This window comes from Arthrobacter sp. 10N43, from assembly GCF_056394525.1.
Map to the genome: position 1 here is coordinate 473,769 of NZ_JBFTIA010000003.1, position 15,056 is coordinate 488,824.

Below are 15,056 nucleotides of genomic sequence, written 5' to 3' on the forward strand. Positions count from 1 at the left end.
CAGAAATACCCCCTGGGGGTATCTTTGCCGTAGCTGCACACGACTGAACACCTTCCAGGAGCGCACACCATGGACCATCGGCACAGCAGTCGGGACCTCGATCCGGGCATAGATCCCGGCATCGGCGTTCACAGCACCCACCATCACGGCATCCACGGGACGCCGCAGGGCGGCCGGGCAGACCATCCTGCAGGCCCCGGAGCCGCTGCCGGCTCCGCCGCGGATGACCACCTTGTCCACAGCCACGGCCAGCATGCCGGGCACAGCGTCGCGATGTTCAGGGACAGGTTCTGGGTGTCACTGGCCCTGGCCGTTCCCGTGGTCTTCTTCAGCCCCATGTTCGCGGACCTCCTGGGCTACCAGCCGCCGGCGTTTCCGGGCTCCGCCTGGATTCCGCCGGTATTCGGCACGGCGATCTTCATCTACGGCGGCCAACCGTTCATCCGGGGCGGCCTCAACGAAGTGAGGACACGCAAGCCCGGGATGATGCTGCTGATCGCCATGGCCATCAGCGTGGCGTTCATTGCCTCATGGGTGACCAGCCTGGGCCTGGGCGGCTTCGACCTCGACTTCTGGTGGGAGCTGGCATTGCTGGTTCCGATCATGCTGCTGGGCCACTGGATCGAGATGCGCGCCCTCGGCTCGGCCCAGGGCGCGCTGGACGCCCTGGCTGCGCTGCTGCCCGACGAGGCGGAACGCGTCACCGGCGCCGGCACGGAGACCGTCAGCGTCTCGATGCTCCGCGCCGGAGACACCATCCTGGTCCGCCCCGGCGGACGGATGCCGGCCGACGGCACGGTCAGCGACGGCCGGGCCGAATTCGACGAATCGATGATCACCGGCGAGTCACGGACGGTCCTGCGGGCACCTGGCGATCCCGTGGTGGCCGGGACCATCGCCACGGACAACTCCGTGCGGGTCAGAGTCTCCGCCATCGGCGAGGACACCGCCCTGGCCGGGATCCAGCGACTCGTGGCTGAGGCGCAGGCATCCTCCTCCCGGGCCCAGGCCCTGGCCGACAGGGCAGCGGCGTTCCTCTTCTACTTCGCCGCCGGCACCGGCGCCCTGACCTTCGTCGTCTGGACCCTGATGGGCAGCGTCACCGAGGCCGTCACCCGCACCGTGACGGTCCTGGTGATCGCCTGCCCGCACGCCCTGGGCCTTGCCATCCCGCTCGTTATCGCCATCTCCACGGAGCGGGCCGCCCGGGCCGGTGTCCTGATCAAGAACCGGATGGCGCTGGAGCGCATGCGCACGGTCGACGTCGTGCTGTTCGACAAGACCGGAACCCTGACCAGGGGCAAACCCGAGCTCAAGGAAGTTGCCGCGACCGCGGGCATGGGGCCGGCCTCAGCCGCAGGCCGGGACGCGGTGCTGGCTCTCGCCGCCGCTGTGGAGGCGGACAGCGAACACCCGGTGGCCCGCTCGATCGTGGCCGCCGCCCGGGAACGGGAACTGAAGATTCCGACGGCGGAGGGGTTCACCGCGCTGACGGGCCGCGGGGCCCGGGCCACGGTCGATGGCCGCGTAGTCCAGGTGGGCGGCCCGGCCCTGCTCCGCGAACTCGGCCTGCAGGAACCGGAGGATTTGGCCGCCACGACCGGCGCCTGGCTGGCTCGCGGCGCGGCAGTGCTCCACGTCGTGGACGGCGGCGCCGTGGTGGGAGCGGTCAGCCTGGAGGATGCAGTTCGGCCCGAGTCGCGCCAGGCCGTCCGGGCCCTCCAGGCGCGCGGCATCACGGTGGCCATGGTCACCGGCGACGCCCGGCAGGTGGCGGACGCCGTCGCCGCCGAGCTCAACATCGACGAAGTGTTCGCCGAGGTCCTCCCGGCCGACAAGGACAAGAAGGTCGCGGAGCTGCAGGGCCGCGGACTGAAGGTGGCCATGGTGGGCGACGGCGTCAACGACTCTCCGGCGCTGGCCCGGGCGGAGGTGGGGATCGCGATTGGCGGGGGGACGGATGTGGCGGTGGAATCGGCCGGCGTGGTCCTGGCCGGCGACGATCCCCGGGCCGTGCTGTCGCTGCTCGACCTGTCCAAGGCGAGCTACCGGAAGATGTGGCAAAACCTCGTCTGGGCCACCGGGTACAACATCATTTCTGTTCCCCTGGCAGCCGGCGTCCTCGCCTTCGCAGGGGTGGTGCTCTCCCCCGCCGCGGGCGCCGTGATGATGTCGGCGTCGACCATTGTGGTTGCCCTCAACGCGCAGCTGCTGCGCAGGCTCACCCTCGATCCTGCCGCGGCCCGCTGACCGGAAGGAGCCTCATGCCGGAGACCAGCCGCCGCGATTCATCATTCGGGCGATCCTATGCCCGGGTGGGCCCGCGGATGGACGCCCGCGGGGCAACGGAGCACCGCCGGCGCCTTGTGGAACCTGCGCACGGAGTCGTCGTCGAAATCGGCGCGGGATACGGGGCCACCTTCGCGTTCTACCCTGCCGCGGTAACTTCCGTGCTGGCCCTCGAACCGGACCCCACGCTCCGGGGGCTGGCCGGCGCGGCCGCCGCGAAGGCACCCGTGCCTGTCACAGTGAAGGACGGCGTGGCCGAAGCGCTGCCGGCCGCAGACGCCTCGGTGGACGTCGTCGTCTCGAGTTTGGTGCTGTGCACCGTGGCTGACCAGTCCGCCGCCCTCGCGGAGATAGTCCGGGTCCTGCGCCCCGGCGGCTCGCTGCTGTTCTATGAACACGTCCGCTCCGCGCACCGCGTGCTGGCGGCCGCCGAAGACCTCCTCACACCGCTGTGGACCCGGGTGGCAGGCGGATGCCACCCGAACCGCGACACCGCCGCCATGATCGCCGGGGCCGGCCTCACCGTGCAGCGCATCGACCGCTTCGGCTTCTCGGTCCTCCCCGGCAACCCGCGGCTGGCCCACATCCTTGGTGTGGCGAGCAAGTCCTGAGCCGGCCGCCGGTCAGCAAAGCCCCATACGAGACGCGAGGGGCGCCTGCCGCGATGGCAGACGCCCCTCTGGTTAATCCTTCAAACCCATTCAAGCCCATTCAAACCGGTTCAAACCGGGTGGTTTGACCCTGAAGTCGGGCCTGCCTGGCTAGGCCTTCTTCGGCGGCAGGGCCAGCTTGAAGATCTTCGCCCACGTGGAGCCGACCTGCTTCAGCAGCGGGCCCGTGGTGTACGGCAGCCCGTAGCGCTTGCAGATTTCCTGCACCTTCGGCGCCACCTCCGCGTAACGGTTAGAGGGCAGGTCCGGGAACAGGTGGTGCTCAATCTGGTGCGAGAGGTTGCCGGTCATGAGGTGCATGAACTTGGAGCCGGAGATGTTGGCCGAGCCAATCATCTGCCGCACATACCAGTCGCCGCGGGTCTCGCCTTCGACCATTTCCTCGGTGAAAGTGTCGGTGCCTTCGGGGAAGTGGCCGCAGAAGATCACCGCGTGCGCCCACACGTTGCGGACGGCGTTGGCGGTCAGGGTGCCGTACAGGGCCTGCTTGCCGGAACCGGTCAGCATCGCGACGGCGGGCGTGGCGGCATAGTCCTTGGTGAACTGCTTCAGCGCCTTGCGGCCGAGGGCCTTCAAGTCCCTGGTCAAGGCTTCCTTCGACTTCCGGCCCTCTTTGTAGTCCACGAGTTCGAGGTCGTAGATCGCGATGCCCCACTCGAACACCGGTGCCAGCAGCGCGTTGTAGACCGGGTTGCCGATGTTGAACGGCACCCATTTCTGCTCCGGATCCATCCGCAACAGGTTGTATCCGATGTCGTTGTCCTTGCCGACCACGTTTGTCCAGCGGTGGTGGAGGTCATTGTGGGTGTGCTGCCAGGACCGCGCGGGGGTGACGAAGTCCCATTCCCACGTGGTGGAGTGGATGTCCGGGTCCCGCATCCAGTCCCACTGGCCGTGCAGGATGTTGTGCCCGAGCTCCATGTTTTCCAGGATCTTGGCGAAGCTCAGCAGTGTGGTGCCGGCGATCCAGGCGGGCTTGTTCTTGCTGACCAGGAGCGCGGCACGGCCGGAAAGTTCCAGGCCGCGCTGGATCTTGATCATCCGGCGGATGTAGGCGGCGTCCGACGCGCCGCGCTTGGCGAGGATGTCGTCCTTGATGGCGTCGAGTTCGCGACCCAGCTCCGCCACCTGCTCGTCGGAAAGGTGGGCAGCAGCGGGCGGACGCAGCAGCGGGCTGCCGGTCTCGGCGAGGGCGCCGGGCCGCGTCTTCGCGGCGGTCACCACCTTTGCTGCCGGGGCGCCGTCTGCGGAGGCGCCGCCAGTGGTGTCGACGTCGGATAGATCCGGTTTGCTGGAAACAATCGTCATGCGGTGATACTCCTCAGAGGTCGAGGTTAACGGGGCCGGCGGCTGCCGACACGCACGTCTGGATTAGTTGGCCGGGCTCGCCGTGCACTTCGCCCGTGCGGAGGTCCCGGACATGGCCGGCACGCAGTGGAATGAGGCAGCTGTGGCAGATGCCCATCCGGCAGCCGCTGGGCATCAGGACACCGGCGTCCTCGCCGACGTCGAGCAGCGGGGTGTCGCCGTCGGCCTCGACTTCGCGGTCGGAGGCCTCGAAGGTGACCAGTCCGCCGTCGTGCCCGGCGCCGCCGGCGAGGCTGGTGCTGAAGCGCTCGATGGTCAGGGAGCCTGCGGGGGCGTCAGCCTCCGGCAGGTCCACCTCGCCTACGGCCTCCCAGAGCGCCTCGGTGTCATTGAGGAAGTCTTCAGGGCCGCACGCATAGGCTGCGCGCTGGCGCCAGTCCGGGCACAGCCGGTCCAGGTCAGCGGCTGAGCTGAAGTCCAGCCGTCCCTGGTCACCGGTGAACCAGTGCGTTACCCGGAAGTTGGGGAACTGGTCGGCGAGCTCGGCGAGTTCCTCACGGAAAATTGCGTCCGCGGCGGAGCGGGCGGTGTGGATGAGCACGACGTCGGCGTCGGGACGGTGCGGTACGAGGGTGCGGATCATCGACATCACCGGGGTGATCCCGCTGCCGGCGGTGAGCATGAGCAGTGGGCGCGGGTGTTCGGGCAGGACGAAGTCGCCCTGCGGAGGAGCCAGGAACAGCACGTCACCGGGCTTGGTCCCGCGCACGAGGGCCGCGGAGACGGCGCCCATGTCGGTAACCGTGATGGCCGGGTCCTGCCCCGCGGGGGCGCTGAGCGAATACGACCGCCAGTGGCGGACGCCGTCGAGCTCGACGCCGATACGGGCCCACTGGCCGGCAAGATGTGCTTGCCAGCCGCGGCCGGGACGGAAGAAAATGGTGGCGGAATCGGCCGTTTCTGGAACCACCCTGGTGACCACGCCGCGCAACTGGCGGGCGGAAAACACAGGATTGAACAGCGACAGAATGTCTTCTGGAGCTAGTGGGGTGGTCAGTAGAGATGCGGCGCGCGCCAGCTTACGGAGCCGGATCATCTAACAACCTTATGTCAGTTTGCGCCATACTTCTTCACCCAAGGCGTACGATCGACTTGATAAAACTATCCCGCCGCAACAACTCAACGGACTGTCCATGAATGTATCCCCCGCCCGGGAGGCCGCCGGCCCCGCCCCCGCCTACGATCCTCCGTGGCTGGCCCTGCCGCGGGAGGTCAGCGATATGCTCCGTCCCCGGATGCCCGGCATCGTCGAGGCCATCATCGAGGCCGTCCCGCAGCTCGTTCCGGCGTACGCCAGGCCGATTGAGGGCCGATTCGGCCGTGGCCTGAGAAGGGGCGTGGCAGCGGCGCTGGACCGGTTCCTGCAACTGCCAGGGACCCGGCTGCCGGCGTTGTCCGAAGAGAGCCGGGAGCTGGTGGCCGGGCTGGGCAGCGGCGAGTTCCGGCAGGGGCGGAGCATGGACGCACTCCTGAGCGCGTACCGGATGGGTGCCCGTGTGACCTTCCGGGAAATGTCCAAGGTCTCCGTGGAACACCATCTGGGCCAGGGGGTCGTGGTGGATCTGGGCGAATCGATCCTCGCGTACATCGATGAGCTGTCGGCGGTCAGCGCCGAGGCTTATGCCTTTGAACAGTCCGAGCGCGCCGGAGCGGTGGACCGGCGGCGGACCGAGCTGCTGGACCTGCTCCTGCTCGGCCAGGCCGACGAGGCGGCGCTGCGCCAGACGGCGGCGATGGCGGACTGGTCCCTGCCTGCGCGCATGGCGGTGGTGACGCTGCCGCTGGACCGGGCCGCCGGCCTGCGGCTGCGCCTTGGTCCCGGAACCCTGGTGATTGAGCGTGAGACCGACGTCGTGGCGCTGGTGCCGGCGCGGAAGTCTCGGTCCGCCCGCGAGGACCTGGACCGCGTCCTGAAGGGGCGCGGCGCATCCGTGGGGCCCTCCGGCAGCTGGGAAAGGGTTCCGGATTCACTGCGGCTGGCCGTGCTGGCCGCCGCGGCCCTGCCGCCGCGCGAGGGTCCCGAGGATCCCCCGATCTGGGCCGACGAGCACCTGGCCCAGGTGATTCTCGCGGCGGAGCCCTCGGCGATCACCGAGCTGGCGAACCGGCGGCTGGCGCCCCTGGAAGGACTCCGGCCCGCGCAACGCGAGCGGCTCGCCGAAACCCTGCTCTCCTGGCTGCGCCACTGGGGCCAGCGGGCGCCGGTTGCCGCCGAACTGGGGATCCATCCGCAGACAGTGGGCTACCGGGCGGCGCAGCTGCGCGAGCTCTTCGGCGACGCCCTTGAGGATCCCACCGCGCGCTTCGAGCTCGAACTGGCCCTGCACGCCGGCCGGCGGTAGGCGGCCCGGCGGGAGGAGGGTCCGACGCCGGCACCTGACTTCGGGGGCGGCGGTAGGCGTGTCTCTTACAACCCGGCGAGCGCCCGCCGGCTGTGAAGCCTCAGCTCCAAGTCGTGCATCACGAGCGCCGCCAGGTCCTCCAGCGCAGCAGTGTCCTCATAGCTGAACTCGCGCGGCTCACGGTCCAGGATGCACAAGGTGCCCAGGTTGTAGCCGTCAGGAGTGCGCAGCGGCACCCCGGCATAGAACTGCAGGCCGAACTCGCCCGCTACTAGGGGGTTGGTCAGCGTCCGGGGATCGTTGATGGCGTCCCGGACAATCCAGGCATCGCCCTGCAGGACGGCGGAGGCGCACAACCCGGGATCCCGGCCGATCTCCGTGACGTCCGTGCCGTGGTGGGCCTTGAACCAGATGCGGTCATGGTCCACAACGCTGACAATCGCCACGGGCACCGAGAACATGCGTGCGGCCAGCGCCGCGATCCGGTCGAAGGCGCCATCCGCGGGGGTGTCGAGGATCCGGTACCGCTCGACCGCTTGCATGCGCCCTTCTTCGTCGGTCAGCAGCGCGGCCTGGTCACGGCGGTGGCGGCCCGCGCCATTGATGACTTCCTGGCGCAGAGCCAGGGAGACTTCGCGGGCCGGCGGGCGGGCCGCCGGATCCCTGTCCAGCATGGAGGTCAGCAGTGTCGCCCACAGAGGCGCAAGCTCTTCGGGGATGTGCGGGTCCTGGAGCAGCCGGGCCAGGGCGGACTGGACAGGCGCGCCCGGGTACGCCATTTTCCCGGTCAGACCTTCCAGCAGGACCAGCCCGAGTGAATAGACGTCGCTGGCAGGGCCGGCCGGTTCGCCGGCGGCCTGTTCGGGGCTGAGGTAGGCCGGGGTGCCGGAACTGTCGTCGGGGTCGCCGCGGTGGCCTTCCCGGATGGTGATGGCCACGCCGAAGTCGCTGAGTTTGGCGCGCGGGCGCCGGTCCTCGGCGCTGTAGTCAACGAGCAGGATGTTGGCCGGCTTGACGTCCCGGTGGATGATGCCGTGGTGGTGGATGTGGGCCAGTCCGTCGGCGAGATCGTGCCCGATCAGCGCCATGTGGGCCGCCGAAAGCGGGCCCTCGGCCGAGCGGCGACGCAGGTCGGGGCCGCGGACCAGTTCCATCACCAGGAAGCTGAGCCGGCGGTCCGGGTCCCTGAGCTCTGTCCCGGCGTCGAACAGTGTTACGAGGGCGTGGTGGGCCATCCCCGCCAGGATCCGCACTTCCTCGCTTTGCCTGCGGGTCCGTTCTTCGTCCACAGTGCCGTCGCGGAAAAGTTTGACTGCCACCTCGCGTCTCAGGACCTCGTCCGTGGCACGGTACACACTTGATTGGCTGCCCCGGCCGATGAGTTCTTCGATCCGGTAGCGCCCGCTGAGCAGGAAACCGGGGTCCATGGTTGTCAAAGTTCTACGTGGTCCCTCTAATGGGGCCGCCGCTGGAATCAGGCGGATCAGTCCGAAGCCGGAAATCTCGTCCCGGCACCCGCATAATAAGCAAGCTTACTTATGATAACGCGGAAACCGGATTCCGGAAGACGTCCCGACGGTCTTTCTGTCCGGCGCCTTGCGCTATTTTGCGGGGTTGTGGGTCCCAATCGGCACCAGGGTGAGGTCGGGGTGGTTCTTTTCGATCCGGCGCAGGGCCCAGACGTCGTTGAACAGGGCCAGGTATTCGCCGTCGGAGCGCAGGAGGACCTCGGCGCCGGGGACGTTGGCCAGCGCCGGCATGGCCTCGACGGTGGAGATCCGGGCCATGGAATACGGGAGCCGTTCCAGCCGCATTGGGGCGCTGAAGTCGTGCGCCATCCGGTCTTCGACCACCTCGAACTGCATGGGGCCGACGGCGGCCAGCACGGGCGCCTGGTCGCCGCGGATGTCGGAGCGGAGCACCTGGATGACGCCCTCGTGCTCGAGCTGTTCGATGCCGCGGCGGAACTGCTTGAACCGGCTGGGGTCCTTGGAGCGGGCCACCTGGAAGTGTTCCGGGGCGAACAGCGGGATCGCGGGGAACTCCACGGGCTGGTCCAGGAACAGGCTGTCCCCCACGCGGAGCGAGGAGGCATTGACCAGGCCCACGACGTCGCCGGGGAAGGCCTCGTCGATCACTTCGCGTTCGCGGCCGAAGACCTGCTGGGCGTACTTGGTAGCGAAGGATTTCCCGGTCCGCCCCTGGGTGACCACCATGCCGCGTTCGAACATGCCGGAGCAGACCCGGATGAAGGCAACGTGGTCCCGGTGGGCCTTGTTCATGCCGGCCTGGACCTTGAAGACGAATCCGGCGAACGGGGCATCAACCGGGCGCGGATCGCCGTCGACGTCGGGCCGCGGGGCAGCGGGCGGGGCGAAGTCGACGAGGGCGTCCAGGATTTCCTTCACGCCGAAGTTCAGCGCTGCCGAGCTGAAAAGGATCGGTGTCGCTTGGCCGGCGTGGAAGGCTTCGACGTCGAACGCCAGGTTCGATTCGATGACCAGCCCGGCCTCGTCCACGGCGTTGGTCCAGTCCTCGCCCTGGCTGGCGGCGGCCTGGTCGGGGGTGAAGTACTCGGTGAGGGCGATGTTGGCGCCGGCGTTGTTGCGTTTGAACTGCGCGAACCGGTCATTGCGCAGGTCCCAGACGCCGCGGAAGTCGCCGGAGATCCCCACGGCCCAGGTCAGGGGCATCGGCTGCAGGCCGGTTCGCTCGGTGATCTCGTCCATGAGGGCCAGGGCGTCCAGCCCGGGCCGGTCCCACTTGTTGATGACCGTGATGATGGGCAGGTTGCGTTGCTTGCAGACCTCGAAGAGCTTCATGGTCTGGGTTTCCAGGCCCTTTGCGGCGTCGACCAGCATCACGGCGCAGTCCACGGCGGCGAGGACGCGGTAGGTGTCCTCGGAGAAATCAGCGTGGCCCGGGGTGTCCAGGAGGTTGATGACGGTGTCCCGGTAGGCGAACTGCAGCGCGGCGGAGCTGATGGAGATGCCGCGGTCCTTTTCCATCTGCATCCAGTCCGAGACCGTCTCCTTGCGGTTGGCCTTGCCGCTGGAGGCGCCGGCAGTGCCGATCACCTTTGCGTGCAGCGCGAGGGCCTCCGTCAGGGTGGACTTGCCGGCGTCGGGGTGCGAGATGACCGCGAAAGTCCGACGCCGGGCCGCCTGCTTGTGAATCTCCTGGACTCGGGCGGGGCTGAGGACTTCTTGAGACACGATGCTACTTTCGCTGCGGCTGTGGACGGGTCACGGCGCGGAGAACCCGCGGTACACCCAAGGGTTCAAGTTTATCGCAGGCCGCGGACAGCGCACGAAGCGGGCATGACTTGGGTTCGCAGGGGACATGACAGGGGAATAAAGGGAGCCCGAAGCGGCGGTCCGGCACCGGCAAAATGCCCCCGCGAACGGTCCCCGCGGCGGCACTTCCGGGAGCTCCGGCGGAACGTCGCAATGGACCACTTTAAGGCTTGCTTGTGCGGAAGAGGCCCTGCTTTACCCCTATCATGGGGAGAGCGGGGAACTGAGTACTTTTGATCCTGCCGGGAGACCCTGGAAACCGGCGCACTTGCGGGCATGCGCCTGCACCTTTGAAGGGAAATCTATGGCTCGGAGCCCTGAAGATGCGCTCAAGGCGACCCTGGCCAGAGTGGCACCGGGCACGGCCCTTCGCGACGGCCTGGAACGCATCCTGCGCGGACGGACCGGCGCCCTGATCGTGCTGGGCATCGACAGGACCATTGAGTCCATCTGTTCCGGCGGCTTCGAGATCGGCATCGACTTCTCCCCCACCAGGCTGCGGGAACTGGCGAAGATGGACGGTGCCATTGTCTGCGACAAGGACGCCAGCAACATCCTGCGCGCGGCCGTCCAGCTCGTCCCGGACTCGAGCATCGAAACGCAGGAATCGGGCACCCGGCACCGGACGGCGGAACGCGTGGCCATCCAGACGGGCGTCCCGGTCATCTCGGTCAGCCAGTCCATGCAGATCATCGCGCTGTACGTGAACGGTCTGCGCCACGTCCTGGAGGGCTCAGAGAAGGTCCTGGCCCGCGCCAACCAGGCACTGGCAACCCTGGAACGCTACCGCTCGCGGCTGGACCAGGTGACCAGCTCGCTCTCCGCCCTGGAAATCGAGGCCATGGTGACGGTCCGCGACGTCGCGGTCACCCTCCAGCGCCAGGAAATGGTGCGCAGGATCTCCGAGGAAATCTCCCAGTATGTCCTGGAACTCGGCGAGGACGGCCGCCTGCTCTCGCTGCAGCTGGACGAGCTCACCGTGGGCCGCGGCCCGGGCAGCGACGTCATCATCCGCGACTACTCCGGCCCCGCCGCCTCCGCGGAGGACATCGACAACGCGGTCAAGGCCCTCGTCAGCCTGGGCCCCACCGAACTGATCGACCTGGGCAAGATCGCCGGGATCGTTGGCTTTGCCGGCGGCGAAGCCAACCTCGACGCCGTCGTGCAGCCGCGCGGCTACCGTCTGCTCTCCGGCCTCAAAGCCGTGCCGAAGGCAGTCGCCGACCGGCTCGTGGACCACTTTGGCGGCCTGCAGTTCCTGATGGCGGCAACAATTGATGACCTCATGACCGTGGACGGGATCGGTGACCAGCGCGCCAGGACCGTCAGGGAGGGTCTGAGCCGGATGGCCGAGGCAAGCCTGCTGGACCGGTTCCTCTAAACCCTCACCCCCGCACACGCCTGGCGCCCCGGTTAGTTGAGCTGGAACACGGCACCCTTGGCGCTTGTCTTATTCGCCAGCCGTGCGGTGAAGACATAGTAGGCGCCCCCGGCGCCGGGTTTGGCGTCGATGGATTCGCAGCCCTGCACCGTGCGGTTGCGCTGCCAGGGGAAGTTCGCCGTTTCACTCTTGCCCGGAGCAATGGTCTTCATCAGGTCCGTACTCTCGGCCTGGCAATCCTTGGACGAGAAGATCCGGTCCGAGCCGCTGGTGATCATGTATTCCATCTGCGAGGTCCCAATGTTGATCTCGCAGGGGACCTTGTTGTTGTTGGTCACCTTCAGGCTCAGCATCGGCTTCTCGCCGGCGGCATAGGCCTGCTTGTCGGTGGCGGCCGTGACGGTCACCAGATTCTGCTCGCAGCCGTCTCCCGAGGACGGCGTGGGCGAAGCCGAAGGGTCCTCGGACGCCGCGGAACTTTCCGATGCGGAGGCGGTCGGCTGGCCCGCGGGAGCCGATCCTGCCCCGGTCGGCTGGCCGGACGGCTGGCCGCCGCCGATGGCGTTGGAGATGGCCACGAAGCCGCCGAAGCCCACGGCGATGATGAGCAGCAGGACCACGCCGGCAACCAGTCGGCGACGGCGGTAGACCCGGGTAAGCGGGGGCCGTCCGGGCTTTCGCCCGGGCCGTCCTCCGCCGGAACCTTTCGGCCGCGATCCGCCTGTTCCTGAACTGCCTTGCCTGACCATTCTTCTAGCCTAGAGAACCGCGTGGGCTATGGCGTCCGACCACGCCGCTGGACCCGCCGCCGTCCCGATCCGTTACCCCGATCTACTACGCTGGATGGATCGAAACTCTAACCCCCACGCCCCCAGTATCCGCCGCGGCACAGCGGGAGTCCCTGCCCGCCGGGCCGTGCGATGGCGCCGCGGATCTCCCCGCCCTCCATGCCGCCCTGGATGGCTGGTTCGCGTCGAACGCCAGGGAACTGCCGTGGCGGGCCGCGGAGTGCACGCCCTGGGGCGTGCTGGTCAGCGAGGTCATGCTGCAGCAGACGCCGGTGGTACGGGTCCTTCCGGTCTGGCAGGAATGGCTGCGCCGCTGGCCGGAGCCGTCCGATCTGGCCGGGGAACCGGCCGGGGAAGCCGTCAGGTCCTGGGGCCGGCTGGGCTATCCGCGGCGCGCCCTGCGCCTGCATGCCGCCGCCGCAGCAATCAGGGACAGCCACGGCGGCGCCGTCCCCGGCTCCTACGCCGAGCTCCTGGAGCTCCCCGGCGTGGGCAGCTACACCGCCGCTGCCGTTGCGGCATTCGCGTATGGACGCCGTGAAACGGTGGTGGACACCAACATCCGCCGGGTCCATGCGCGGCTGGTCTCCGGCTCGGCGCTGCCGTCGCAGGCCCTCACCGCTGCCGAAATGAGGCTGGCGGCATCGCTGCTCCCCGCCGACCCCGGCGCCTCGGTGCGCTGGAACGCCTCCGTCATGGAACTCGGCGCGCTGGTCTGCACGGCGCGGGCCCCCAAGTGCGGCCAATGCCCGGTCCGCGAGTCCTGCGCCTGGCTTGCGGCCGGCGAGCCGCCGCCAACGTACACCCCCAAGGGGCAGTCCTGGCACGGCACCGACCGGCAGGTGCGCGGCGCCGTCATGGCCGTGCTGCGGGTGGCCGAGGACCCCGTGGCTCCGGTCCTGTTCCACGAGGCCCCGGCGGACCTGGGCTTTGAACCGCATGGGATCGGGATCCCGCTCGCGGCCCTGCACCGGCTCAATGCCGCTCCCGAACAGCTCGAACGCGCGCTGGACGGCCTGCTGGGCGACGGCCTCGCGGAACTGCACCTGGGCGGCTTCCGGCTCCCTGCCTGAGGATCTACGCTGGAGCATGCGAATGCTGGCGGCCGCGGCCGCACTGGCCCTCACCGCCGTCGTGGCCACCTCGTGCCGGGCGGAGGTCGCTTGCCCGGCGATCGCCCAGGCAACGGTTGTTTCCCTTACCGTGGCCCGGGAGTACGCCCCGTCGGTGCGGACCATCCACCTCTCGGCCTGCCAGGACGGCCGCTGCAAGGAAGCTAACCTGGAACTCGTTCCAGGGAGCACCACCGTGGACCAGGGCTGCGAGCCGGGCCACTCCGGCGGCGACGGCGTCTGCTCGGCCACTTCTTCCCCCAACGGCACCCTCACCGGCATGCTGATGATGGACACGCTGACGGCCAGCCGCATCGAAGTTACGGCTACGGGCACAGATACCGCCGGAAATCCGTTGCCGGCACGCACAGCCGCCTTCACGCCCCGTACGGCGCATCCGTTTGGGGAGCAGTGCGGAACTTTCATCACAGCCAGCGTGGTGCTCGACTCGGACGGACTCCGGCGGGCCCCATAGCCCGGATCCGATGGCCCGGGCCCGCTTACGGTTCCCCGAACCCCGAGCTGACCAGGCGCTCGAGGTAGCCGACCGCCTTGGCGGCGTCGGGGCCGCTGGCTTCCACGTGCAGGACGGTTCCCTTGCCGGCGGCAAGCATCATGAGCTCTGTCATCGAGGCGCCATCGGCGCCGTTGACGGTCACGTCGGCGTCCATGGCGGACAGGCCTCCGGCGATCTTCGCCGCCGGCCGGGCGTGCATTCCCGCCTGGTTGACGAGTTCGAAGTCCCCCGTGGCATCCGGGGGCTGCTGGTGTCCGTGCTCGGCCGCCGCAGGATGGGCCGGGGGCCGGTAGACGGCCTCCGCCGCGTCCTTGACCGCCGCCGCTTCGGCCCCCGCCTGGGCAGCCACGGCGGCCGCAACGAGTCCTTCGACCAGTGGCGCGTCCGCGAGCAGCACAGATCCCGGATCCGCCGCGAACTCTACTGCGGACTCGGCCGTCATCACGGCGGATCCGAGGTCAGTGAGCACCACGACGCCTTCACCGGCCCCGTCACCGGCGGCCTCCTCCAGGGCAGCCATGACCTTTTCCAGACTCGTGCCGATCCGGCCGTCGTCGGTGCCGCCGGCGGGGAGGATGAGGACGTCCGGCGCCATCTGGGCGGCGAGCTCGGCGGCGCCGTCGGCGATCTTGGCGCTGTGCGAGACGACCACCAGCCGGACTGTCATTCAGTGGCTCCGGCCGCGGCGCGCAGGATCAGCGCGCTGGAGACCGCTCCCGGGTCGCGGTGGCCGATGCTGCGCTCTCCCAGATAACTGGCGCGGCCCTTGCGGGCGAGCATCGGATCCGTGGACACGGCACCGGCCTCGGCGGCCTCTGCCGCGGCGAGCAGCACCTTCCGGACATCGCCGTCGCCGGCCTCGGCGGCGGCTGCCTCGATCGCAGGAGTCCAGGCGTCCACCATGGTCTTGTCCCCCGGCTCGGCCTTTCCGCGGGCCACAATCCCGTCGCGGGCAGCCTGCAGCGCGGCTGCCAAGGTGGCGGCGTCGACGTCGGACGTGTCACCCAGCGCCGTGGCGGCCCGCAGGAAAGCAGTGCCATAGAGCGGGCCGGCGGCCCCGCCAACCTTGGACATCAGCGTCATGGCCGTCAGCTTCAGGGCCGCTCCCGGAGTTTCCGGCGGCGCCTCGGACAGTTTGTCCATCACGGCCTTGAAGCCGCGGTCCATGTTCTCGCCGTGGTCCGAGTCCCCGATGGGCCGGTCCAGCTCGATCAGCTCCACCCGGTGATCGGCCATGGCCTGCGCCGAGAGCGTCAGCCAGCGCACGGCCCAGCCGACATCCAGCCCCACGG

Annotated in this window: 13 protein-coding genes; 6 read left to right on the top strand and 7 right to left on the bottom strand. The window is 68.9% G+C overall.

The genetic code is table 11. The annotated features are described in order from the left end of the window. Window positions 1-69 precede the first annotated feature (69 nt). Together AC1DDO_RS07070 and AC1DDO_RS07075 are read left to right on the top strand one after the other, a co-directional pair. On the top strand, window positions 70-2,250 hold the full coding sequence (locus AC1DDO_RS07070) for a heavy metal translocating P-type ATPase (protein ID WP_476866901.1): 2,181 nt from the start codon (window positions 70-72) through the stop codon (window positions 2,248-2,250). 14 nt (window positions 2,251-2,264) lie between these two features. After that, entirely contained in the window at window positions 2,265-2,900 is a 636-nt protein-coding gene (locus AC1DDO_RS07075; protein WP_476866900.1) for a class I SAM-dependent methyltransferase, read from the top strand. A gap of 150 nt (window positions 2,901-3,050) precedes the next feature. Here AC1DDO_RS07075 and AC1DDO_RS07080 read toward each other — a convergent pair whose 3' ends face one another. Both AC1DDO_RS07080 and AC1DDO_RS07085 read right to left on the bottom strand, forming a co-directional pair. Continuing rightward, window positions 3,051-4,268, bottom strand: a complete 1,218-nt coding sequence (locus tag AC1DDO_RS07080; RefSeq protein ID WP_476866899.1) for a fatty acid desaturase family protein — start codon at window positions 4,266-4,268, stop codon at window positions 3,051-3,053. 13 nt (window positions 4,269-4,281) lie between these two features. Continuing rightward, window positions 4,282-5,364 (bottom strand): ferredoxin reductase, encoded by a 1,083-nt coding sequence (locus AC1DDO_RS07085; RefSeq protein ID WP_476866898.1) that lies wholly within the window; start codon window positions 5,362-5,364, stop codon window positions 4,282-4,284. Between the two features lie 97 nt (window positions 5,365-5,461). On the opposite strand from AC1DDO_RS07085, the gene AC1DDO_RS07090 reads away from it, so the two are divergent. After that, a complete protein-coding gene (locus AC1DDO_RS07090) occupies window positions 5,462-6,670 on the top strand; it encodes a PucR-like N-terminal domain-containing protein (RefSeq protein ID WP_476866897.1) in 1,209 nt (402 codons plus the stop codon). A gap of 65 nt (window positions 6,671-6,735) precedes the next feature. Here the strand turns inward: AC1DDO_RS07090 and AC1DDO_RS07095 are convergent, their stop codons facing one another. Together AC1DDO_RS07095 and AC1DDO_RS07100 are read right to left on the bottom strand one after the other, a co-directional pair. Then, a complete protein-coding gene (locus tag AC1DDO_RS07095; protein WP_476866896.1) occupies window positions 6,736-8,097 on the bottom strand; it encodes a protein kinase domain-containing protein in 1,362 nt (453 codons plus the stop codon). 174 nt (window positions 8,098-8,271) lie between these two features. Beyond that, complete coding sequence (locus tag AC1DDO_RS07100; RefSeq protein WP_476866895.1) at window positions 8,272-9,885, bottom strand: peptide chain release factor 3; 1,614 nt, start codon at window positions 9,883-9,885, stop codon at window positions 8,272-8,274. 385 nt (window positions 9,886-10,270) lie between these two features. On the opposite strand from AC1DDO_RS07100, the gene disA reads away from it, so the two are divergent. Continuing rightward, a complete protein-coding gene (gene disA / locus AC1DDO_RS07105) occupies window positions 10,271-11,347 on the top strand; it encodes a DNA integrity scanning diadenylate cyclase DisA (RefSeq protein WP_441408230.1) in 1,077 nt (358 codons plus the stop codon). A 32-nt stretch (window positions 11,348-11,379) separates the two neighbouring features. On the opposite strand, the gene AC1DDO_RS07110 is transcribed toward disA, so the two are convergent. Beyond that, window positions 11,380-11,967, bottom strand: a complete 588-nt coding sequence (locus tag AC1DDO_RS07110) for a hypothetical protein (RefSeq protein WP_441408231.1) — start codon at window positions 11,965-11,967, stop codon at window positions 11,380-11,382. Between the two features lie 404 nt (window positions 11,968-12,371). Between AC1DDO_RS07110 and AC1DDO_RS07115 the strand changes: the two genes are divergently transcribed. Continuing rightward, complete coding sequence (locus tag AC1DDO_RS07115; protein WP_441408232.1) at window positions 12,372-13,208, top strand: A/G-specific adenine glycosylase; 837 nt, start codon at window positions 12,372-12,374, stop codon at window positions 13,206-13,208. Window positions 13,209-13,224: 16 nt separating this feature from the next. Next, window positions 13,225-13,722, top strand: a complete 498-nt coding sequence (locus AC1DDO_RS07120) for a hypothetical protein (RefSeq protein ID WP_476866894.1) — start codon at window positions 13,225-13,227, stop codon at window positions 13,720-13,722. Window positions 13,723-13,747: 25 nt separating this feature from the next. Here AC1DDO_RS07120 and dhaM read toward each other — a convergent pair whose 3' ends face one another. Both dhaM and dhaL read right to left on the bottom strand, forming a co-directional pair. Then, window positions 13,748-14,431 (bottom strand): dihydroxyacetone kinase phosphoryl donor subunit DhaM, encoded by a 684-nt coding sequence (gene dhaM, locus AC1DDO_RS07125; protein ID WP_441408234.1) that lies wholly within the window; start codon window positions 14,429-14,431, stop codon window positions 13,748-13,750. Next, window positions 14,428-15,054, bottom strand: coding sequence for a dihydroxyacetone kinase subunit DhaL (gene dhaL, locus AC1DDO_RS07130; protein WP_441408235.1), 627 nt, complete (start codon window positions 15,052-15,054; stop codon window positions 14,428-14,430). Before dhaL ends, dhaM begins: the two co-directional genes overlap by 4 nt. Window positions 15,055-15,056: the final 2 nt, after the last annotated feature.

Excerpts from the sequence above, each read along its gene's own strand:
- AC1DDO_RS07070 (WP_476866901.1), top strand. The coding sequence starts at position 70 with ATGGACCATCGGCACAGCAGTCGGGACCTCGATCCGGGCATAGATCCC.
- AC1DDO_RS07075 (WP_476866900.1), top strand. The coding sequence starts at position 2,265 with ATGCCGGAGACCAGCCGCCGCGATTCATCATTCGGGCGATCCTATGCC.
- AC1DDO_RS07080 (WP_476866899.1), bottom strand. The coding sequence starts at position 4,268 with ATGACGATTGTTTCCAGCAAACCGGATCTATCCGACGTCGACACCACT.
- AC1DDO_RS07085 (WP_476866898.1), bottom strand. The coding sequence starts at position 5,364 with ATGATCCGGCTCCGTAAGCTGGCGCGCGCCGCATCTCTACTGACCACC.
- AC1DDO_RS07090 (WP_476866897.1), top strand. The coding sequence starts at position 5,462 with ATGAATGTATCCCCCGCCCGGGAGGCCGCCGGCCCCGCCCCCGCCTAC.
- AC1DDO_RS07095 (WP_476866896.1), bottom strand. The coding sequence starts at position 8,097 with ATGGACCCCGGTTTCCTGCTCAGCGGGCGCTACCGGATCGAAGAACTC.
- disA (WP_441408230.1), top strand. The coding sequence starts at position 10,271 with ATGGCTCGGAGCCCTGAAGATGCGCTCAAGGCGACCCTGGCCAGAGTG.
- AC1DDO_RS07120 (WP_476866894.1), top strand. The coding sequence starts at position 13,225 with ATGCGAATGCTGGCGGCCGCGGCCGCACTGGCCCTCACCGCCGTCGTG.
- dhaM (WP_441408234.1), bottom strand. The coding sequence starts at position 14,431 with ATGACAGTCCGGCTGGTGGTCGTCTCGCACAGCGCCAAGATCGCCGAC.